Annotated in this window: 17 protein-coding genes; 13 read left to right on the top strand and 4 right to left on the bottom strand. The window is 71.7% G+C overall.

Going from position 1 to position 18,650, the window contains the following annotated elements; all coding sequences use genetic code 11:
• Positions 1-30: 30 nt before the first annotated feature.
• Positions 31-852 carry a MerR family transcriptional regulator gene (locus tag ABTZ54_RS19245; protein WP_351664621.1) on the top strand — a complete coding sequence of 274 codons (822 nt, stop codon included), beginning with the start codon at positions 31-33 and terminating at the stop codon, positions 850-852.
• Between the two features lie 24 nt (positions 853-876).
• Here the strand turns inward: ABTZ54_RS19245 and ABTZ54_RS19240 are convergent, their stop codons facing one another.
• A complete protein-coding gene (locus tag ABTZ54_RS19240; RefSeq protein WP_351664619.1) occupies positions 877-2,178 on the bottom strand; it encodes an alpha-2,8-polysialyltransferase family protein in 1,302 nt (433 codons plus the stop codon).
• Positions 2,175-3,179 (bottom strand): glycosyltransferase family 2 protein, encoded by a 1,005-nt coding sequence (locus ABTZ54_RS19235; RefSeq protein WP_351664617.1) that lies wholly within the window; start codon positions 3,177-3,179, stop codon positions 2,175-2,177. The genes ABTZ54_RS19240 and ABTZ54_RS19235 overlap by 4 nt, the downstream gene beginning before the upstream one ends.
• Before the next feature lie 199 nt (positions 3,180-3,378).
• Between ABTZ54_RS19235 and ABTZ54_RS19230 the strand changes: the two genes are divergently transcribed.
• From ABTZ54_RS19230 to ABTZ54_RS19180, 11 genes are all read left to right on the top strand, one after another.
• A complete protein-coding gene (locus ABTZ54_RS19230; protein WP_351664615.1) occupies positions 3,379-4,680 on the top strand; it encodes a DUF6716 putative glycosyltransferase in 1,302 nt (433 codons plus the stop codon).
• The gene (locus ABTZ54_RS19225; protein WP_351664613.1) at positions 4,680-5,903 is read left to right on the top strand and encodes a cytidylyltransferase domain-containing protein; all 1,224 of its coding nucleotides are present in this window, start codon (positions 4,680-4,682) and stop codon (positions 5,901-5,903) included. The genes ABTZ54_RS19230 and ABTZ54_RS19225 overlap by 1 nt, the downstream gene beginning before the upstream one ends.
• Before the next feature lie 19 nt (positions 5,904-5,922).
• Positions 5,923-6,816 carry an N-acetylneuraminate synthase family protein gene (locus ABTZ54_RS19220; RefSeq protein ID WP_351664612.1) on the top strand — a complete coding sequence of 298 codons (894 nt, stop codon included), beginning with the start codon at positions 5,923-5,925 and terminating at the stop codon, positions 6,814-6,816.
• Entirely contained in the window at positions 6,813-7,961 is a 1,149-nt protein-coding gene (locus ABTZ54_RS19215) for a hypothetical protein (RefSeq protein WP_351664610.1), read from the top strand. The genes ABTZ54_RS19220 and ABTZ54_RS19215 overlap by 4 nt, the downstream gene beginning before the upstream one ends.
• A 116-nt stretch (positions 7,962-8,077) precedes the next feature.
• Positions 8,078-9,307, top strand: a complete 1,230-nt coding sequence (locus ABTZ54_RS19210; protein ID WP_351664608.1) for an amidohydrolase — start codon at positions 8,078-8,080, stop codon at positions 9,305-9,307.
• Between the two features lie 278 nt (positions 9,308-9,585).
• Positions 9,586-10,644: a BMP family lipoprotein gene (locus ABTZ54_RS19205; protein ID WP_351664606.1), complete on the top strand. Its 1,059-nt coding sequence runs from the start codon at positions 9,586-9,588 to the stop codon at positions 10,642-10,644.
• 117 nt (positions 10,645-10,761) lie between these two features.
• On the top strand, positions 10,762-12,477 hold the full coding sequence (locus ABTZ54_RS19200; RefSeq protein WP_351664604.1) for an ABC transporter ATP-binding protein: 1,716 nt from the start codon (positions 10,762-10,764) through the stop codon (positions 12,475-12,477).
• A complete protein-coding gene (locus ABTZ54_RS19195; protein WP_351664602.1) occupies positions 12,474-13,592 on the top strand; it encodes an ABC transporter permease in 1,119 nt (372 codons plus the stop codon). The genes ABTZ54_RS19200 and ABTZ54_RS19195 overlap by 4 nt, the downstream gene beginning before the upstream one ends.
• Positions 13,589-14,851 (top strand): ABC transporter permease, encoded by a 1,263-nt coding sequence (locus ABTZ54_RS19190; protein WP_351664600.1) that lies wholly within the window; start codon positions 13,589-13,591, stop codon positions 14,849-14,851. The genes ABTZ54_RS19195 and ABTZ54_RS19190 overlap by 4 nt, the downstream gene beginning before the upstream one ends.
• Positions 14,848-15,234, top strand: coding sequence for a cytidine deaminase (locus ABTZ54_RS19185; protein ID WP_351664598.1), 387 nt, complete (start codon positions 14,848-14,850; stop codon positions 15,232-15,234). Before ABTZ54_RS19190 ends, ABTZ54_RS19185 begins: the two co-directional genes overlap by 4 nt.
• An 80-nt stretch (positions 15,235-15,314) precedes the next feature.
• On the top strand, positions 15,315-16,592 hold the full coding sequence (locus ABTZ54_RS19180) for a thymidine phosphorylase (protein WP_351664596.1): 1,278 nt from the start codon (positions 15,315-15,317) through the stop codon (positions 16,590-16,592).
• Between the two features lie 42 nt (positions 16,593-16,634).
• Here the strand turns inward: ABTZ54_RS19180 and ABTZ54_RS19175 are convergent, their stop codons facing one another.
• The gene (locus ABTZ54_RS19175; RefSeq protein WP_351664594.1) at positions 16,635-17,282 is read right to left on the bottom strand and encodes an HAD family hydrolase; all 648 of its coding nucleotides are present in this window, start codon (positions 17,280-17,282) and stop codon (positions 16,635-16,637) included.
• On the opposite strand from ABTZ54_RS19175, the gene ABTZ54_RS19170 reads away from it, so the two are divergent.
• The gene (locus ABTZ54_RS19170; RefSeq protein ID WP_351664592.1) at positions 17,281-17,613 is read left to right on the top strand and encodes an STAS domain-containing protein; all 333 of its coding nucleotides are present in this window, start codon (positions 17,281-17,283) and stop codon (positions 17,611-17,613) included. The genes ABTZ54_RS19175 and ABTZ54_RS19170 overlap by 2 nt on opposite strands.
• Here ABTZ54_RS19170 and ABTZ54_RS19165 read toward each other — a convergent pair whose 3' ends face one another.
• Positions 17,614-18,576 carry a sigma-70 family RNA polymerase sigma factor gene (locus ABTZ54_RS19165; protein ID WP_351664590.1) on the bottom strand — a complete coding sequence of 321 codons (963 nt, stop codon included), beginning with the start codon at positions 18,574-18,576 and terminating at the stop codon, positions 17,614-17,616.
• Between the last annotated feature and the right edge of the window lie 74 nt (positions 18,577-18,650).

Genomic DNA, 18,650 nt, shown 5'->3' with positions numbered 1-18,650 from the left:
ACCGTGTGAGGCCGTTGCGTAAGGGGCGTCATGTTCATCATCGGAGACTTCGCCCGGCACGGGCGCGTGTCGGTCCGGATGCTGCGTCACTACGACGCCATCGGACTGCTGCGCCCGGCCCGGGTCGACCCGCACAGCGGCTACCGCTTCTACGAGGCGGGGCAGCTCGCCCGGCTCAACCGTGTCATCGCGCTCAAGGATCTCGGCTTCACCCTCGAACAGGTGCAGGCGATCCTCGACGAGCAGGTGGGCGCGGAGGAGCTGCGCGGGATGCTGAGGCTGCGCCAGGCCGAGCTGGAAGCGGCCCTGGAGCAGGCGCGGGCCCGGCTCGGTCAGGTCGGTGCGCGGCTCCGAGCCATCGAGAGCGAGGGACACATGTCCACGCAGGACGTCGTCGTCAAGAAGGTCCCGGCCGTGCGGATCGCGGAGCTGAGCGCGGTCGCCGCCAGTTTCGAGCCCGAGCACATCACGCCGGTCATCGGCCCGCTGTACGAGGAGCTGTGCGGCCGCCTTGAGGGGGCCGGGCTCACCGGGTTCGGCCCGGGCATCGCCTACTACGAGGACGCCGGGCGCGGTGACGGCTCGGTCGTCGTGCACGCCGCGATGACGGTGCCCGAGGGCACCGCCGTCGAGGGCGTGGAGGTGCTGGTGCTGCCCGGCATCGAGGAGGCGGCGACGGTCGTGCACCGGGGCCCGATGGAGACCCTGCTGCCGACCGTGCAGACCCTGGCCACCTGGATCGACGCCAACGGCTACACCTCCACCGGCTACGCCCGCGAGCTGTACCTGGAGTGCCCGGAGGACAAGGCGAAGTGGGTGACCGAGTTCCAGGAGCCGGTCACCCGGGCGTAGCGCCCGGGAGCGCCCCAGCGCCCGTCAGCGGGCCAGCGCCCTCTTCAGCTTGAGGGCGCGCCGGGCGAGCCGGCGGATCCGCGGGTCACGGGGGACCGGGAGGCCGCCCGGCAGGCCCAGTGAGGTGAGGCGGCGGCGGGTGAAGTGGTGCCGGGTCCTGGCCGCGAGCGGTCCGGACAGGTGCCGCACCGCCGCCTCCCGCAGGTCCGCCCGTACCTTCGGCTGCATCGCGAAGCCCACGGCGGCGACCAGACCCGCGAGCTCCTCCGTGCTCGGCGGGGCGGTCTCCTCGCCGTCCTCCAGGGCCGGGACGAGGGTGTCCACCAGTGCCAGCGGGATCCGGTTGCTGTTCTGGTACGGGGAGAGCCGGGCCAGCAGGGGCCGGGTGCCGACGCGGGCGGTGGCGATCCCGTAGAAGGCGCTCGCGGTGAGCAGCGCCGTGGAGAAGCAGCCCACCACCAGCGCGGGCCGCAGCTCCCGGTACAGCACCTCGGCGAGCACCGGGGTGTCCAGGACGGTCAGTTCGGCGCCGAGCGCCTCCGCCTCCCGGACAAGCGCCCGCGACCAGGCGTCGGGCGCGGTCGGGTGCGGCTTGAAGACGAGCCGCCGGTGGCCGCGCGCGACGGCGCCGCGCACCATCCGCAGATGCAGCTCGCCCTCCTCCTCGGGGGTGAGGAGGGAGAGCGCCGCGAGGTACTGGCCGAGCAGCAGCGCGGGGCCCTCCTGCGGGGCGGCGGGCCCGGCCAGCTCCTCGACGACCTTGGTGAACGCCTCGGTCGGCACGGTCTCGGCGACGGCGCCGAACTCGGCGAGCAGCAGCGGCGCGAGGCCGGGCACCAGGTCGAGGTGGAGCAGCCGGCGGACCCGCTCGCCGACCAGCGGGTCGATCTTGTTACGGGTGGGCCCGTAGCTCATCAGACCGTCCGCGTACACCTCGATCGCGGCGTCCGGGAAGAGCTGGGCGATGGTGAGCGCGGGCGCCACCTGGAGGGATTCCAGGACGAGTTCGACGCGGTCGGTGCCGAGCCCCCAGAGCAGCCGCAGATGGCGCTGGAGCATCGGCAGGTCGTCGGCGCGGGGCGTCCAGCCGCCGGGGTGCAGCGGCTCGATCGTCCCGTTCCAGTCCAGCACGTCGTCGAAGCGGCCGCGCAGCCGCTCGAAGCCGGGCATCCGGTCGAGCGGGGTGGCGGTCTCGGGGACGGCCGCGTTGGTGGAGACGAGCAGCAGGCGCCGGCCGGCGGGGCGGAAGCAGCCGCTGTCCAGGGCGGCGGCGAGCGTGGCGGCACCGTAGAGGGTGGAGGCGCAGAAGATCTGGGTGGTGCTCATGCGGCGCCCGCTTCCTGAACGGTCGGGGTGGTGACTGCGGGTGCCGGCCTGCGGCGCTTCAGGCGGCGGAGTGTGCTCGCCCGGTCGTCGCCCATCGCGGTGAGCGCCTCGCCGAGGACGTCCTGCGGGAGGCGCCGCAGCGCTCCCGCGCTCATCGCCCGCAATTTCCGCGCCACTTCGGGTTCGAATTTGGCCATGTTCCCGATGTGATGGGAAATCACCGCGCAATAGGTGCGGACGGCCTTCGGAAGAAGTCGGTCGGCATCCGGATCGGACATTGTTTCTTCGATCACCCGGTCGAATGCGCGAATGAAATCGAGCTGCCGCTCGTCGCCGATCTGGGTGAGCGAGGTGGCGACCCCGCGCCGGTAGAAGATTCCCAGCTCTCCGGTGACCGCGAAGGATTCCGCCTCCCGGTGCAGCCGCCAGATCCACGGCCGGTCCTCGGCCGTCCGCAGCCCGCCCGGGAAGTGCAGCAGCCCCCGGTCGAGCAGCCGCCGGTGGTAGAGCCCGGCCCAGGCGTACGGGTAGTCCACCGAGGTCGTCCGGTCCGCCGGCAGGATCGCGTCGCGCGGCCGCAGCACCTCCCCGCGTCGCCCCACCGGCACCCGCCGCACCGACCGGCTGCGCCCGGTCACCCGGACGTGGTCGGTGCGCAGGAAGTCGCAGCCGAGCCCCTCCAGGGTGGCCACCAGCCGCTCGTAGCAGCCGGGCGCCACCCAGTCGTCGCCGTCCAGGAAGGCCAGGTACTCGCCGCGCGCCGCGTCGAGTCCGGTGTTCCGGGCGGTGGCGAGACCCTCGTTGCGCGCGTGCCGGAGCAGCACCGCCCCCGGGATCTCGCCGGCGGCCCGTTCCAGGAGCTCCGTGGTCCCGTCGGTCGAACAGTCGTCGACCAGCAGGAACTCGAAGTCCTCGCGGGCGTTGGCGCGCAGGCTTCTGAGGGCGTCGGGGGCGTATGTCTGCACGTTGAAGAACGGCACGACGACGGAGAGCTTGACCACCCGGCCGACGCTAGGCGCCGCCCCGGCATTCGTCCTGACCGCGAGAGGGATGCCCGGTGAACACAAAGCGGCGGGCCCCTTAACCACCCCGGACCCGAACCCCTTTCTGTCCGTTTCCCGCAATGCGTCATGGTGCTGTTAACCATTTGTTGTGGCCCAGTTGGGCCGCGAATCCCCCGGCCCTCCTAGCGTCCTCGACGTGCCATCACGTACCGATCGAGCGGCGCGCGTCGCCGTACTCGCCGACTCCGACACCCGGTGGAAATGGGGCGTGCTCACCGCCCGCCGCATCACCAACGCGAGCCCCGAGAGCCCCGCCGATCCCACCGGTTTCGTCCTGCGCGGCCGGGCCACCCCCACCGCGCGGCAGCTCGCCGAGACCGGCGTGTCGGACGTCCCCCCGCGCGAGGTGACGGGCGCCGAGTTCCTGCGCGAGGTACGCGACGGCGGCTACGACGTGATCGTCCTCGCCCTGGTCGGCGGCACCGTCCGGGCCATGCTCCAGGGCCTGGCCGAACTCGGCCTCGACCGGCGCCCGGTGATCGTCACCGGCTATGTCGGCGTGGTCTACGAGAAGCTGGCCGACGGACTGCTGCTGCGCCACGGCGCCGACGTCGTCCTCGCCAACTCCCGCCACGACGCCGAGCGTTTCCGCGCCGTCTACGAGGGCGTCGGCGCCGACGCGGACGCTGTCGTCGAGGCCGCCCTGCCCTTCCTCGGCGGCGCCCCCCACGCCCCGGAGCCCGGCCGCGACACCCTGGTCTTCGCCGCCCAGCCCTCCGTGCCCGTCACGCGGAACGAGCGCGCCTACGTGCTGCGCCGCCTCGTCGAGCACGCCCGGCTGCACCCGGACCGCGAGGTCCTGCTCAAGCTGCGCTCCAAGCCCGGCGAGCACACCACGCACCTGGAGGAGTTCCCGTACCAGAAGCTGGTGCGCGACCTGCCCGTGCCGCCCAACTTCCGGCTCGTGTACGGGCACATGGGCGAGGTCCTGGACCGCACCGACCTGCTCGTCACCGTCTCCTCGACGGCCGCCCTCGAAGCCCTGCACCGGCGGATCCCCACCGCGGTCCTCACCGACCTCGGCGTGCGCGAGGCGCTCGGCAACCACCACTTCATCGGCTCCGGCCTGCTCACCTCCTTCGACCGCCTCGACGCGCGGACCGTCCCGCGCCCCGACGAGGAGTGGCTGGCCCGCCAGGGCGTCGGGGCCGTCGGCGGGACCGGGGGAGTCCCGTACGAGAAGGCCTTCGACGCCGCCCGCGAGCGGGTCGCCGCGCTGCTCGAAGGACCCCCGCCGCCGCCGCTCGCCCCGTACTACACGCCCGAGACGGCGGGCGGCTACCTGCCCACCGTCCTCGCCCGCCACCGGCTCGACCTCACCGCGCCCGAGCCCCGCGAGAGCGGGGTGCGCCGGATCGTCCGCGAGGCGGCGCGCGGCGCCTACCGCCACGGCGTGCAGCGGGTGGCCCCCGTCATCCGCCGCCTGGGAGAGATCTGATGACACCGCCGACGCCGACCGTCCTCGCCGTGATCCCCGCCCGGGGCGGCTCCAAGGGCGTCCCCGGCAAGAACCTGGCCACCGTCGCCGGGCTGCCGCTGGTCGCCCGCGCCGTCCGGGCCTGCCTCGCCGCCCCCCGCGTCACCGACGTCGTCGTCTCCACCGACGACCCGGGCATCGCCGACACCGCCCGCTCCTTCGGCGCGGAGGCCGTCCAGCGCCCCGCCGCCCTCTCCGGCGACACCGCCACCAGCGAGGCGGCCGTCCTGCACGCCATGGACGCCTTCGAGGCCACCACCGGCCGCCGCCCCGACGTCGTCCTCCTCGTCCAGTGCACCAGCCCCTTCCTCACCCCGGACGAGGTCGACGGCACGGCCGCGCGGATCACCTCGGGCGCCGCCGACACGGCGTTCACCGCGGCCCCGTCGCACGGCTTCCTGTGGCGGGAGGGGTCCGGCGACAACGCGACCGCCACCGGCGTCAACCACGACAAGGCGCACCGCCCCCGCCGCCAGGACCGCGAGCCCGAATTCCTGGAGACCGGCGCTGTCTATGCCATGGCCGCCGAGGGCTTCCGCACCCACCGGCACCGCTTCTTCGGCCGCACCGCCCTCGTCGTCACCGACCCGGCCCGGGTCCTGGAGATCGACGACCCGCACGACCTCGCCCGGGCCCGCGCCCTCGCGCCGCTCCTCGACACCACGGCCGCGCCGACCCTCGACGACGTCGACGCGGTGGTCCTCGACTTCGACGGCACCCAGACCGACGACCGGGTCCACATCGACGCCGACGGACGCGAGTTCGTCTCCGTCCACCGCGGCGACGGCCTCGGCATCGCCGCCCTGCGCCGGGCCGGCCTCCCGCTGCTGATCCTGTCCAGCGAGCAGAACCCCGTCGTAGCCGCCCGCGCCCGCAAGCTGCGCATCCCCGTGCTGCACGGCGTGGACCGCAAGGACCTCGCCCTCAAGCAGTGGTGCGACGAGCAGGGCGTCGACCCGCAGCGGGTGCTCTACGCCGGCAACGACGTCAACGACCTGCCCTGCTTCCACCTCGTCGGCTGGCCCGTCGCGGTGGGCAGCGCCCACGACTCCGTACGGGCCGCCGCCCGCGCGGTCACCGAGACCCCCGGCGGCTTCGGAGCGATCCGCGAGATCGCCGCCTGGCTCCTCGGACCCGAGCTCCACACCCCCGACACCCCCGCACGCCGATCCCCGATCTCCTGAACTCCCCGAAGGAACCCTCATGAGCACCCGCCTCCGCACCCTCGGCAGCAAGACCGCAGGCCCGGGCCACTCCGTCTACATCACGGGCGAGATCGGCATCAACCACAACGGCGACCTGAACAACGCCTTCGCCCTCATCGACGCCGCCGCCGAGGCCGGCTGCGACGCCGTCAAGTTCCAGAAGCGCACCCCCGAGATCTGCACCCCGCGCGACCAGTGGGACATCGAGCGGGACACCCCCTGGGGCCGGATGACCTACATCGACTACCGCCACCGCGTGGAGTTCGGCGAGGACGAGTACCGCGCGATCGACGAGCACTGCGCCAAGCGCGGCATCGACTGGTTCGCCTCCCCGTGGGACACCGAGGCCGTCGCCTTCCTGGAGAAGTTCGACGTCCCCGCCCACAAGGTGGCCTCCGCCTCCCTCACCGACGACGAGCTGCTGCGCGAACTGCGCGCCACCGGCCGCACGGTGATCCTCTCCACCGGCATGTCCACCCCGAAGCAGATCCGGCACGCCGTCGAGGTCCTGGGCAGCGACAACATCCTGCTCTGCCACGCCACCTCCACGTACCCGGCCAAGGCCGAGGAGCTCAACCTGCGCGTCATCCAGACGCTCCAGGAGGAGTACCCGAACGTCCCGATCGGCTACTCCGGCCACGAGACGGGCCTCCAGACCACCCTCGCCGCCGTCGCCCTGGGCGCCACCTTCGTCGAGCGCCACATCACCCTCGACCGCGCCATGTGGGGCTCCGACCAGGCCGCCTCCGTCGAGCCGCAGGGCCTCCAGCGCCTGGTCCGCGACATCCGCACCATCGAGGCGGCCCTCGGCGACGGGATCAAGAAGGTGTACGAGTCGGAGCTCGGCCCGATGAAGAAGCTCCGCCGGGTCCAGGGGCTCGTCGCCGCATGACCGGGCAGCTGGCGTTCGTCGAGAGCCCGGTCCAGCTTCTGAACGTCCTGGAGTGGGCCCACACGGCCGCCCTCCAGGACCCGCCCCGCCTCCAGGCGGTCCCGCCCCAGCCGACCCGCCGCACGCCGGTGCCCGCGTCGGCGACCGGTGGCCCCACGGGTCCCACAGGCCCCACCGGCCACCCCGTCCCCACCGGCCTCACCGGCCTCACCGTCGTCGTTCTCTCGCCCACCGACCCCATGTCCCGGGGCCAGCTGCGCCGCATGGCGCAGCTGGCCAGGGACGAGGGCATCACCGTGAAGTGGCAGGACGCCCGGCAGGGCCGGGGGGCCGTGGTGCGGACGCTCCGGGAGCTCGCCCGGCCGCTGCGCGCGGCGGACCGGGTGATCATCGGGGACCCCTTCTCGCGCTACGTCCAGCTGCTGCTCACCCTCTTCGGCCCCCGCCGGGTCACCGTCGTCGACGACGGCACCGCCACCATGGAGTTCGCCGCCCAACTGGCGCGCGGCGAACGCCTGGTGCGCTGGCACCGGCGGGGCAGCCGGGGCCCGCGCGAACTGGTGCTCGCCCCGGTGACCTCGATGGCCCGCCGCAAGCTGGCCCCCGGCCGGCACCGTACGGTGGAGATCTTCACCTCGCTGCCGGTCGAACCGCCGCCGGGCACCACCGTGCTCGCCAACGACTTCGCCTGGACCCGGTCCCGCTTCGGCCCGCCCCGGCTGACCCGGGGCGCCGACCTGGTCGGCACCTCGCTCGTGGAGACCGGCGTCGTCGACCCCGACGAGTACCTGCGGGCCGTCACCGTGCTCGCCCGCACCCACGGCGCCACCCGCTACTTCGCGCACCGCCGCGAGAGCGCCGAGAAGCTGCACCGGATAGCGGTGGAGACCGGTCTGGAGGTGGTCCGCCCCGATCTTCCGCTGGAGCTGATCGCCCGCCGCGGCCCCATCGGACGTACGGTCGTCAGCTTCCCGTCCACCGTCGTGCACACCCTGCCGCTGGCCCTGGCCGGCACGGGCGTGAAGGTGGCCGTCTGCGAGATCGCCCCCGAGTGGCTGCGGGAGAACGCCTCACCGCGCGCGCAGGGCTTCCTGGCGGGCGTCGCCGGCACCGCGACCCGCACCGAAAGACTCGAATTCGGGTAAGCGTACCCACAGAGGGTGACCGTCATGCCCACGGAACCAGATTTCTTTCCCCTATCGGGCTGAACTTTTCGTGATCAACGGGCAGTTGATCTCACTTGGGGCCTACGCTTCAAAGGGTGAACCAGTTGAAGTCCCGTGAGACCGGCCCCCCCGAGGCGTCCGCGACGCTGCCCGGAACGCTGTCCGACCCCCTGCGCGGCGAACTGATCGCGTTCCGCAGGGACTTGCACATGCATCCCGAGCTCGGCAACCAGGAGTTCCGCACCACCGCCGCGCTCAAGGAACGCCTGGAGGCGGCCGGCCTGACGCCGAAGGTGCTGGCCACCGGCACCGGTCTCATCTGCGACATCGGCACCTGGGACCCGGACCGGCCCATGCTGGCGATCCGCGCCGACATCGACGCGCTGCCCATCCCGGACACCAAGTCCGTGGCGTACCGCTCCACCGTGCCCGACCGCGCCCACGCCTGCGGCCACGACGTGCACACCACCGCCGTCCTGGGCGCCGGGCTCGTCCTCGCCGAGCTGGACCGGCAGGGCCGCCTCCCGGCCCCCGTGCGCCTGATCTTCCAGCCCGCCGAGGAGGTGCTGCCCGGCGGCGCCGCCGACACCATCGAGTGCGGCGTCCTGGACGGGGTCGGCCGGATCATCGCCGTGCACTGCGACCCCAGGGTCGACGCCGGCCGGATCGGGCTGCGCGCCGGGCCCATCACCTCCGCGTGCGACCGCCTGGAGGTCACCCTCGACGGCCCCGGCGGCCACACCGCCCGCCCGCACCTGACCACCGACCTGGTCACCGCCGCCGCCCGGGTCGCCGTGGACGTCCCCGCCGTGCTCGCCCGCCGGGTGGACGCCCGCTCGGGCCTCTCGGTGACCTGGGGCCGGATCGAGGCCGGGCACGCCTGCAACGTCATCCCGCAGCACGCCGAGCTCTCCGGCACCGTCCGCTGCCTCGACCTGCCGTCCTGGCGGGACGCCCCGGACCTGGTGCACGCGGCGATCGACGAGATCGCGACCCTGCACCGTGCCAAGTCGACCGTCGACTACGTCCGGGGCGTCCCCCCGGTCGTCAACGACCCGGTCGTCACCGAGCTCCTCCGCGACGCGATGACCGCCCGGCGCGGGGTGTACGCGGTCGAGGACACCGAGCAGTCCCTCGGCGGCGAGGACTTCTCCTGGTACCTGGAGCACGTCCCCGGCGCCATGGCCCGGCTCGGCGTCCGGGTCCCCGGCGACACCCGCGTGCGCGATCTGCACGCCGGCGACTTCGACGTGGACGAGCGGGCCATCACGGTCGGCGTGGAGCTCTTCACGGCGGCGGCCCTGCTCGACTCACAGAAGCGTTGAATACCGGACTTTAAGTACGACTTAATGGGTGGCTGATCCTCGTTCCTCCGTCCGGCTCAGCCCCCGGCGTGTCGAATCGGGGCCCGGCCCGTACGCCCGTACCAGCGTGTATGACGGGCCGTGTCGGGCCGGATGCCGGGGGTTGCGAGTTGGCCGGTTCGCGTCGATCCGATAACGACTCATGAACGGGTCTTTAACTGACATCTACGCGCGTTACGATCGCCGCGAAACCAGCGCCGGAAGAGGCGCTTTCGGTCAGTCTCGAAGGGACCCTCCTCTTGCGCCGGATCACCAGGATCACCACGGTAGGCATCGCCTCCGCGGCCCTCGCCCTGTCCGCCACCGCCTGTGGCAAGTCGTCGACGGACTCCGGTTCGAGCTCCAGCTCCACCGCCGGTGCCACCAAGGCCGCCATCGCGTACGACATCGGCGGCCGCGGCGACCAGTCCTTCAACGACGCCGCCTACGCGGGTCTGCAGAAGGCCGAGAAGGAGCTCGGCGTCAAGGGCGCCGAGGCCGAGCCGTCCGAGGGCGAGGGCGACGCCGACAAGGTGCAGCGCCTGACCGCTCTGGCCCGCGCCGGGAACAACCCGGTCATCGGCGTCGGCTTCGCCTACGCCCCGGCGATCGAGAAGGTCTCCAAGGCCTACCCGAAGACCACCTTCGGCATCATCGACGACACGTCGAAGACCGGCCCGAACATCGCCAACCTCGTCTTCAACGAGGAGCAGGGCTCCTACCTGGCCGGCGTCGCCGCCGCCAAGGCGTCCAAGACCGGCAAGGTCGGCTTCATCGGCGGTGTCGAGGTCCCGCTGATCAAGAAGTTCGAGGCGGGCTTCACCCAGGGCGTCAAGGACACCAACCCCAAGGCCCAGGTGCTCACCCAGTACCTGACCCAGCCGCCGAACTTCGACGGCTTCGCCAAGCCCGACCTCGGCAAGGCCGCCGCGCAGGGCCAGCTCGACAAGGGCGCCGACGTGATCTACGCGGCCGCCGGTCTGGCCGGCTCCGGCGCGATCGAGGCCACCTCGAAGGCCGGCAAGTGGGCCATCGGCGTCGACTCCGACCAGTACAACCAGAAGGGTCTGGCCGCGTACAAGGACAGCATCCTCACCTCGGTCACCAAGGACGTCTCGGACTCCGTCTTCAACCTGATCAAGTCGGTCAAGGACGGCAAGCCGCAGTCCGGTGAGATCCGCTACGGCCTCGCCACGGACGGCGTCGGCCTGGCCGACTCCAACCCCGCCTACAAGAAGATGACCGACCTCATCGCCGCTGTCGACAAGGCGAAGAAGGACATCGTCGACGGCAAGATCACGGTCAAGACCACGCCGTAACGGCACCAGGTCACGACCTGAGCCCGAGGGCCCGGTCCCGGTGGCACTTCCCACCGGACCGGGCCCCGGGCCCATTCCCGTACGGGTTTTCAATTTTCGGCAGCGCTACGCGTGTAGATGTCACACCGGCACGATAACTTCGCCCCGCCCTGCCCCTCCGCTCCCGCTCCTTCCGGCCAAGGAGAGTGCGCCATCAACGCGTCCAGCCCCCCTGCCGTAGAACTTCACGGCATCACCAAGCGGTTCCCCGGCGTCGTCGCCAACAAGGACATCGCCATCACCGTCCGCAAGGGCACCGTGCATGCCCTCATCGGCGAGAACGGTGCCGGCAAGTCCACCCTGATGAAGATCCTCTACGGCATGCAGAAGCCGGACGAGGGCACCATCGCCGTCGACGGCGAGCAGGTCTCGTTCTCCAGCCCCGCCGACGCCATCGCGCGCGGCATCGGCATGGTGCACCAGCACTTCATGCTCGCCGACAACCTGACGGTCCTGGAGAACGTCGTCCTCGGCGGCGAGAAGCTCTACGGCATCGGTGCCAAGGCCCGCCGGAAGATCCAGGAGATCTCCGACGCGTACGGCCTCGGGGTCCGCCCCGACGTCCTCGTCGAGGACCTCGGTGTCGCCGACCGGCAGCGCGTGGAGATCCTCAAGGTCCTCTACCGCGGCGCCAAGATCCTCATCCTCGACGAGCCGACCGCGGTCCTCGTGCCGCAGGAGGTCGACGCGCTCTTCGACAACCTGCGCGAGCTCAAGTCCGAGGGCCTGACCGTCATCTTCATCTCGCACAAGCTGGGCGAGGTCCTGAAGGTCGCCGACGACATCACCGTCATCCGCCGCGGCACCACGGTCGGCACCGCCGACCCGAAGACCGCCACCACCAAGCAGCTCGCCGAGCTGATGGTCGGCAGCGAGCTGCCCTCGCCGGAGACCCGCGAGTCGACGGTGACGGACGTCCCGATGCTCAAGGTGCAGGGGCTGACCCTGGTCGAGTCCGGGGCCGCCCCCAGCGCCCCGCTGACCACCGCCGCGCCCGCCGACCCGGCCACCGCGGTCGAGGTCCACGACGAGGCCGTCGCGGGCCGCAAGCTGCTCGACGACGTCTCGCTCACCATCCACAAGGGCGAGATCCTGGGCATCGCCGGCGTCGAGGGCAACGGCCAGACCGAGCTCATCGAGGCCCTGATGGGCATGAACAGCCCCGACGCGGGCGTCATCACCCTCGACGGCACCGACATCTCCAAGGTCTCGGTCCGCAAGCGCCGCGAGGGCGGCATCGGCTACATCCCCGAGGACCGGCACCGCCACGGCCTGCTCCTGGAGGCCCCGCTCTGGGAGAACCGCATCCTCGGCCATGTCACCGAGGCGCCCAACTCCAAGCGCGGCATCCTCGACCCGAAGGCCGCCCGCAAGGACACCGAGCGGATCGTGCGCGAGTACGACGTGCGCACCCCGGGCATCGACGTCACCGCGGCCTCGCTCTCCGGCGGCAACCAGCAGAAGCTGATCGTCGGCCGCGAGATGAGCCACGCCCCCAAGTTCCTGATCGCCGCCCACCCCACCCGTGGTGTGGACGTCGGCGCCCAGGCGCAGATCTGGGACGCGATCCGCGACGCCCGCCGCGAGGGCCTGGCGGTGCTGCTGATCTCCGCCGACCTCGACGAGCTGATCGGCCTCTCCGACACGCTCCGCGTCATGTACCGCGGCAAGCTGGTCGCCGACGCCGACCCCGCCACCATCACGCCCGAGGAGCTGGGCTCCGCCATGACCGGCGCGGTCACCGGCCACCTCGAAGGCACCGAAGAGCACCCCGAAGACGGTGACGCCCGATGATGAAAATCGACAAGGACAAGCTGATCATCGGGGCCGCGGGCCCCGTGCTCGCCCTGGTCACCTCGTTCGTCCTCACCGTGCTGGTGCTGCTCGCCACGGGCCTCGACCCGATCGAGCCGATCCGGCTGATGATCGAGAACGCCGCGTACTCGGACATCCAGGTCCTGATCATCAACCAGACCGGGATCTACTACCTGGCGGCCCTGGCCGTGGCCGTCGGCTTCCGGATGAACCTCTTCAACATCGGCGTCGACGGGCAGTACCGCCTCGCCGCGATGCTCTCGGCCGTGGTCGGCGCCGCCGTCACGCTGCCGGGGCCGCTGCACATCGTGCTGATCGTGCTGGTCGCGATGCTCACCGGTGCCGCCTGGGCCGGTGTCGCGGGCATCCTGAAGACCACCCGCGGGGTCTCCGAGGTCGTCTCGACGATCATGCTCAACGCCATCACCACCGCCCTGGTGGCCTGGCTGATCCTGCCGAAGAACTTCGGCGTCCAGCCGGCCGGCTCCAACAACCTCACCACCGGTGACATCGCCGAGTCCGGCTGGTTCCCGGGCATCGACATGGGCGAGGGCAACGGCCAGATCTACGGCTTCACCTTCGTCGCGCTCGCGCTCGGCGTCGTCTACTGGTTCGCGCTCAACCGCACCAAGTTCGGCTTCGACCTGCGCGCCACCGGCGCCAGCGAGTCCGCCGCGCAGGCCAGCGGCGTCGACGCCAAGCGGATGATCCTCACCACGATGCTGATCTCGGGTGCGCTGGCCGGTCTGTCCGGCATGCCGACGCTGCTCGGCGAGACCCACACGTACAGCCTCGACTTCCCGGTCGGCGTCGGCTTCACCGCCATCGCCATCGCCCTGCTCGGCCGCAACCACCCGGTCGGCATCCTCTTCGCGGCCCTCCTCTTCGCGTTCCTGGACAAGGCGTCGAGCTCGCTCGACACCGCCGGGTACCCGAAGGAGATCACCCAGATCATGCAGGGCATCATCGTGATCGCCGTGGTCGTCTCCTACGAGCTCGTCCGCCGTTACGGCCTCCGCCGCCAGCAGCAGAAGGTCGGCGAGCAGCTCGCCGCCGGCGGTGCCATCAAGACCGACAAGGAGGTGGCGGCATGAGCACCGGCACCGTTGCCAAGCCGAGCGCCGCGCCCCAGAGCGCCGGGCGCCGCAAGCTGACCTGGCCCTGGATCCTGCTGATCGTCGCGGGCGGTCTCGCCCTCTTCTCGCTGGTCCGGGTCATCTCCGGGGCCGACGACCTCACCTCCGTCGGCCAGGTCTCCGGCGCGCTCCAGCTCGCGGTGCCGATCGGCCTCGCCGGTCTCGGCGGTCTGTGGGCCGAGCGCGCGGGCGTCGTCAACATCGGTCTCGAAGGCATGATGATCCTCGGCACCTGGTTCGGTGCCTGGGCCGGCTACCAGTGGGGTCCGTGGACCGGCGTGGCCGTCGGCATCCTCGGCGGTGCGATCGGCGGCCTGCTGCACGCGATCATCACCGTGACGTTCAACGTCAACCACATCGTCTCCGGTGTGGCGATCAACATCCTCGCGGTGGGCTTCACCCGCTACCTGTCGAACTTCACCTTCGGCGAGGCCGAGGGCGGCTCCTCCAAGCAGTCCCCGCGGATCGACCAGATCACCCAGATCACGATCCCAGGGCTCTCGGACTGGTTGCAGGACCTCCAGCAGAAGCACTGGTTCCTGATCTCCGACATCGCCGGCATCCTCGGCGGTCTGGTCACCAACCTGTCGCTGCTGACCGTGGTCGCGATCCTGCTGATCCCGGGCACCTGGTGGCTGCTTTGGCGCACCTCCTTCGGCCTGCGGCTGCGCTCCTGCGGTGAGAACCCGGTCGCGGCCGAGTCGCTGGGCGTCAACGTCTACAAGTACAAGTACATCGCCGTCACCGTCTCCGGCGGTCTGGCCGGCCTCGGCGGCGCGTTCCTCGCGATCGTCGCCACCGGCATCTACCAGGAGGGCCAGACCGGCGGCCGCGGCTACATCGGTCTCGCCGCGATGATCTTCGGCAACTGGATGCCGGGCGGCATGGCGATGGGCGCCGGCCTCTTCGGCTTCACCGACAGCCTCAAGCTGCGCGGCGGCGCCGAGAACGTGCACGCGCTGCTGCTGTTGGTCGCGCTGCTCCTGGTGATCGCCACGCTGTGGCAGCTGTACAAGAAGAAGTACGTGGTCGCGGGCGTCTCCGCCGCCTTCTCCGCGGGCTTCTTCCTCTGGTACGCGTTCACCGACGAGGTCCCGAGCCAGTTCGTGGACGCCGCTCCGTACGTCACCACGCTGCTCGTGCTGGCCCTGTCGGCGCAGCGGCTGCGGATGCCGAAGGCGGACGGTCTGCCGTACCGGAAGGGCCAGGGCAAGTGACGGACTGGGAGCTCCTTCGGGCGACCGCCCGGGAGGCCATGTCCCACGCCTACGCCCCGTACTCCGGCTTCCCGGTGGGGGCGGCGGCCCTGGTCGACGACGGGCGGGTGGTCTCCGGCTGCAACGTGGAGAACGCCTCGTTCGGTCTCGGTCTGTGCGCCGAGTGCGGCCTGGTGTCGCAGCTCCAGGCGACCGGGGGCGGCCGGCTCACGCACTTCGTGTGCGTGGACGGCCGGGGCGAGTCCCTGGTGCCGTGCGGCCGTTGCCGGCAGCTCCTGTACGAGTTCGGGGGCCCCGAACTCGTCCTGGAGACGCCCGCCGGGTTCGTCACGCTCGCGGACATGCTCCCGCAGGCGTTCGGCCCGGACCATCTCACCAAGTAGTACTTCGGAGCGGCCCTTCCGGCACGATGGGAGGGCCGCTCCTCCTTTCCCTCTCTATGCGCGTAGAAAGAGGCTTCACCATGGACGTCATCTCCGTCATTCGCACCAAGCGGGACAAGGGCGAGCTGAGCCCCGAGCAGATCGACTGGGTCATCGACGCCTACACCCGCGGCGAGGTCGCCGACGAGCAGATGTCCGCCCTGGCCATGGCGATCCTGCTGAACGGCATGAACCGGGACGAGATCGCCCGCTGGACCGCGGCGATGATCGCCAGCGGCGAGCGCATGGACTTCTCCTCCCTCTCCCGCCCCACCTCCGACAAGCACTCCACCGGCGGCGTCGGCGACAAGATCACCCTGCCGCTCGCCCCGCTGGTCGCCGCCTGCGGCGCGGCCGTGCCGCAGCTCTCCGGCCGGGGCCTCGGCCACACCGGCGGCACCCTGGACAAGCTGGAGTCCATCCCGGGCTGGCGGGCGCTGCTCTCCAACGAGGAGATGCTGCACGTCCTGGACACCACCGGCGCGGTCATCTGCGCGGCGGGCGACGGCCTGGCCCCCGCGGACAAGAAGCTCTACGCGCTCCGTGACGTGACCGGCACGGTGGAGGCGATCCCGCTGATCGCCTCCTCGATCATGTCGAAGAAGATCGCCGAGGGCACCGGCTCGCTCGTCCTGGACGTCAAGGTCGGCACCGGCGCCTTCATGAAGACCATCGAGGACGCCCGCGAGCTCGCCTCCACCATGGTCGCCCTCGGCACCGACAGCGGCGTGAAGACCGTCGCGCTCCTCACCGACATGTCGACCCCGCTCGGCCTCACCGCGGGCAACGCCCTGGAGGTCCGCGAGTCCGTCGAGGTCCTCGCGGGCGGCGGCCCCCAGGACGTCGTCGACCTCACGATCGCCCTGGCGCGCGAGATGCTCACCGCGGCCGGCATCAAGGACGCCGACCCGGCGAAGGCCCTCGCCGACGGCTCCGCGATGGACGTCTGGCGCCGCATGATCCAGGCCCAGGGCGGCGACCCGGACGCGACCCTCCCGGTCGCCCGCGAGCAGCACGTCATCACCGCCCCCTCCTCCGGCGTCCTGACCCGCCTCGACGCCTACGACATCGGCATCGCCGCCTGGCGCCTGGGCGCCGGCCGCGCCCGCAAGGAGGACCCGGTCCAGGCCGGCGCGGGCGTCGAACTCCACGCCAAGCCGGGCGACACGATCACGGCGGGCCAGCCCCTGCTGACCCTCCACACGGACACCCCGGAGAAGTTCGACTACGCCCTGAAGTCCCTGACGACCTCCTGGGACATCGCCCCCGAGGGCACGTCCTTCACGGCGAACCCGATCGTGCTCGACCGCATCGCGTGACGGTCTGATGCCGGACCTGAGCCGGAGGCATACGTCTCCGGCTCAGGTCAGCAGCCCCACCAGCTCCCGCATGTCGTCGAAGACCACCGTGCCCGGGCCCATCAGGCGGTCCGCCCTGGTCAGGCCGCCGCAGTAGCCGAAGGCGCGCATGCCGGCCGCGCGGGCGGCCTGGACGCCGTACGGGGAGTCCTCGACGACGGCGCAGTGTTCGGGCGGGACGCCCATCGTGGTGGCGGCGTGCAGGAAGAGGTCGGGGGCCGGCTTCGGGTGGGGGACGTGGCGGGCGCTGAAGATGCGGCCCTCGAAGCGGTCGAGGAGGCCCGTGCGGGTCAGGTTGGCGCGGATGGATTCGGGGCTGCCGTTGGAGGCGAGGCAGAAGGGGACGGAGAGGGCGTCGAGGACGTCCGTGATGCCCTCGACCACGGTCAGCTCCGCGTCCAGGGCGTCCTCGTAGCGCTGCCGGAACGGGTGCTGCCAGTCCGGGGCCAGCGTGCGGCCCGCCCGCTCCTCGACGAGCGCGGTGAGGCGCTTGTGCGAGACGCCGATGAACAGGTCCGCCATCTCGGTCTCGGTGAACTCCGCGCCCACCTCCGCGAAGACCTCCCGGTCCACCCGGCAGTAGACGCGCTCGCTGTCGACCAGAACACCGTCACAGTCGAAGATCACCAGTTCGACACGATCATGAGTCATGGGCCTGAGCCTAGAGGGCGCCGCGATGAGTTACGGGGGCGGCGGCGGTCCTTCTGATGTGGACACTTCTCGCACTCTCGAACTACGGCTCACCGGGCGCCCCGCCCCGGAGGAGGTCAGACGGCTCTGCGCCCTGCTGGACGCGGCCGAGCCCACCGACGTGGTCTGTGAGCTCGGCGGCCTCGGACGCCGGGCCGACCTCGGCGCCGTCGACGCCGTGGCGCGGCTGCGGCTGGCCGCCCGGCGGCGCGGGCACCGGCTCACCTTCCGGGGAGCCGGGCCCGAGCTGCGGGCCGTACTGGACCTCGCCGGCCTCGGCGACCTGCTCTGATCAGGCGGGCAGCCGGTCCGGCAGGTCGAACAGCGGGAACCAGCGCTTGGTGTCCAGGAAGAAGTCCATCCCGCCGATCTTCCCGTCGTGCACCTGGAGCACGATCAGCGCCCACGGCGCGAAACCGCCCTCCGGGTCCGGGTGGTAGTGCGCGAAGGCCGGCGCGCCGTTCGCCACGGTCGGCACCAGCTTCGAGCCCCGGCAGACCTCGCCGACCCCCAGCATCCAGCCCACGATGTCCTCGTGGCCCCGCAGCCACAGGTCGTACGGCGGCATGGACATCGTCGCGTCCTCGTGGAGGAGCGCGGTCAGCGCCTGCATGTCGTAGCCCTCGAAGGCCGCCACATAGCGGTCGAGCAGCGCCTTCTGCTCCTCGTCCAGCGGATCCGCCGCGTCCGAGGCGGCCGGCGCCTGCTCGGCCAGCGTCGCCCGGGCCCGCTGCAACGCGCTGTTGACCGACGCGACCGACGTGCCGAGCAGCTCGGACACCTCGCTCGCCTTCCACGCGAGGACCTCGCGCAGGATCAGCACCGCCCGCTGCTTCGGCGGCAGATGCTGGAGCGCCGCCACGAACGCCAGCCGCACCGTCTCCCGGGAGACCGCCGTCTCCGCCGGGTCCGCCACCGACGGCAGCACCCGCCCGTCCGGCACCGGCTCCAGCCAGGTGATCTCCGGGCGCTCGTTGAGCCGGGCCTGCGCGACCGGCGTCGGATCCGTCAGGTCCATCGGACGAGCCCTCCGGTTCCCCGCGCTGAGCGAGTCCAGACACACGTTGGTGGCGATCCGGTACAGCCAGGACCGCAGCGAGGACCGCCCCTCGAAGGAGTCGAGCGCGCGCCAGGCACGCACCATCGTGTCCTGCACCGCGTCCTCCGCCTCGAAGGCGGAGCCCAGCATCCGGTAGCAGTAACCCGTCAGCTCCGTACGGTACTTCTCCAGGTCCTCGGTCATCACGTCGGTCATCGGTCCCACCCCGCTCGCCCCTCACCGGCCCCCGTTCGGAGCCGATGAGGGGAAGCTACCGCAGCGCACCGACA

Origin of the sequence: Streptomyces sp. NPDC094032, assembly GCF_040303965.1 — a bacterium.
Lineage (GTDB): Bacteria > Actinomycetota > Actinomycetes > Streptomycetales > Streptomycetaceae > Streptomyces.
This window is presented reverse-complemented; position numbering and strand designations above follow the sequence as displayed.

Excerpts from the sequence above, each read along its gene's own strand:
- ABTZ54_RS19165 (WP_351664590.1), bottom strand. The coding sequence starts at position 18,576 with ATGACCGACGTGATGACCGAGGACCTGGAGAAGTACCGTACGGAGCTG.
- ABTZ54_RS19190 (WP_351664600.1), top strand. The coding sequence starts at position 13,589 with ATGAGCACCGGCACCGTTGCCAAGCCGAGCGCCGCGCCCCAGAGCGCC.
- ABTZ54_RS19175 (WP_351664594.1), bottom strand. The coding sequence starts at position 17,282 with ATGACTCATGATCGTGTCGAACTGGTGATCTTCGACTGTGACGGTGTT.
- ABTZ54_RS19170 (WP_351664592.1), top strand. The coding sequence starts at position 17,281 with ATGGGCCTGAGCCTAGAGGGCGCCGCGATGAGTTACGGGGGCGGCGGC.
- ABTZ54_RS19195 (WP_351664602.1), top strand. The coding sequence starts at position 12,474 with ATGATGAAAATCGACAAGGACAAGCTGATCATCGGGGCCGCGGGCCCC.
- ABTZ54_RS19200 (WP_351664604.1), top strand. The coding sequence starts at position 10,762 with ATGTCACACCGGCACGATAACTTCGCCCCGCCCTGCCCCTCCGCTCCC.
- ABTZ54_RS19215 (WP_351664610.1), top strand. The coding sequence starts at position 6,813 with ATGACCGGGCAGCTGGCGTTCGTCGAGAGCCCGGTCCAGCTTCTGAAC.
- ABTZ54_RS19225 (WP_351664613.1), top strand. The coding sequence starts at position 4,680 with ATGACACCGCCGACGCCGACCGTCCTCGCCGTGATCCCCGCCCGGGGC.
- ABTZ54_RS19240 (WP_351664619.1), bottom strand. The coding sequence starts at position 2,178 with ATGAGCACCACCCAGATCTTCTGCGCCTCCACCCTCTACGGTGCCGCC.
- ABTZ54_RS19180 (WP_351664596.1), top strand. The coding sequence starts at position 15,315 with ATGGACGTCATCTCCGTCATTCGCACCAAGCGGGACAAGGGCGAGCTG.
- ABTZ54_RS19245 (WP_351664621.1), top strand. The coding sequence starts at position 31 with ATGTTCATCATCGGAGACTTCGCCCGGCACGGGCGCGTGTCGGTCCGG.
- ABTZ54_RS19220 (WP_351664612.1), top strand. The coding sequence starts at position 5,923 with ATGAGCACCCGCCTCCGCACCCTCGGCAGCAAGACCGCAGGCCCGGGC.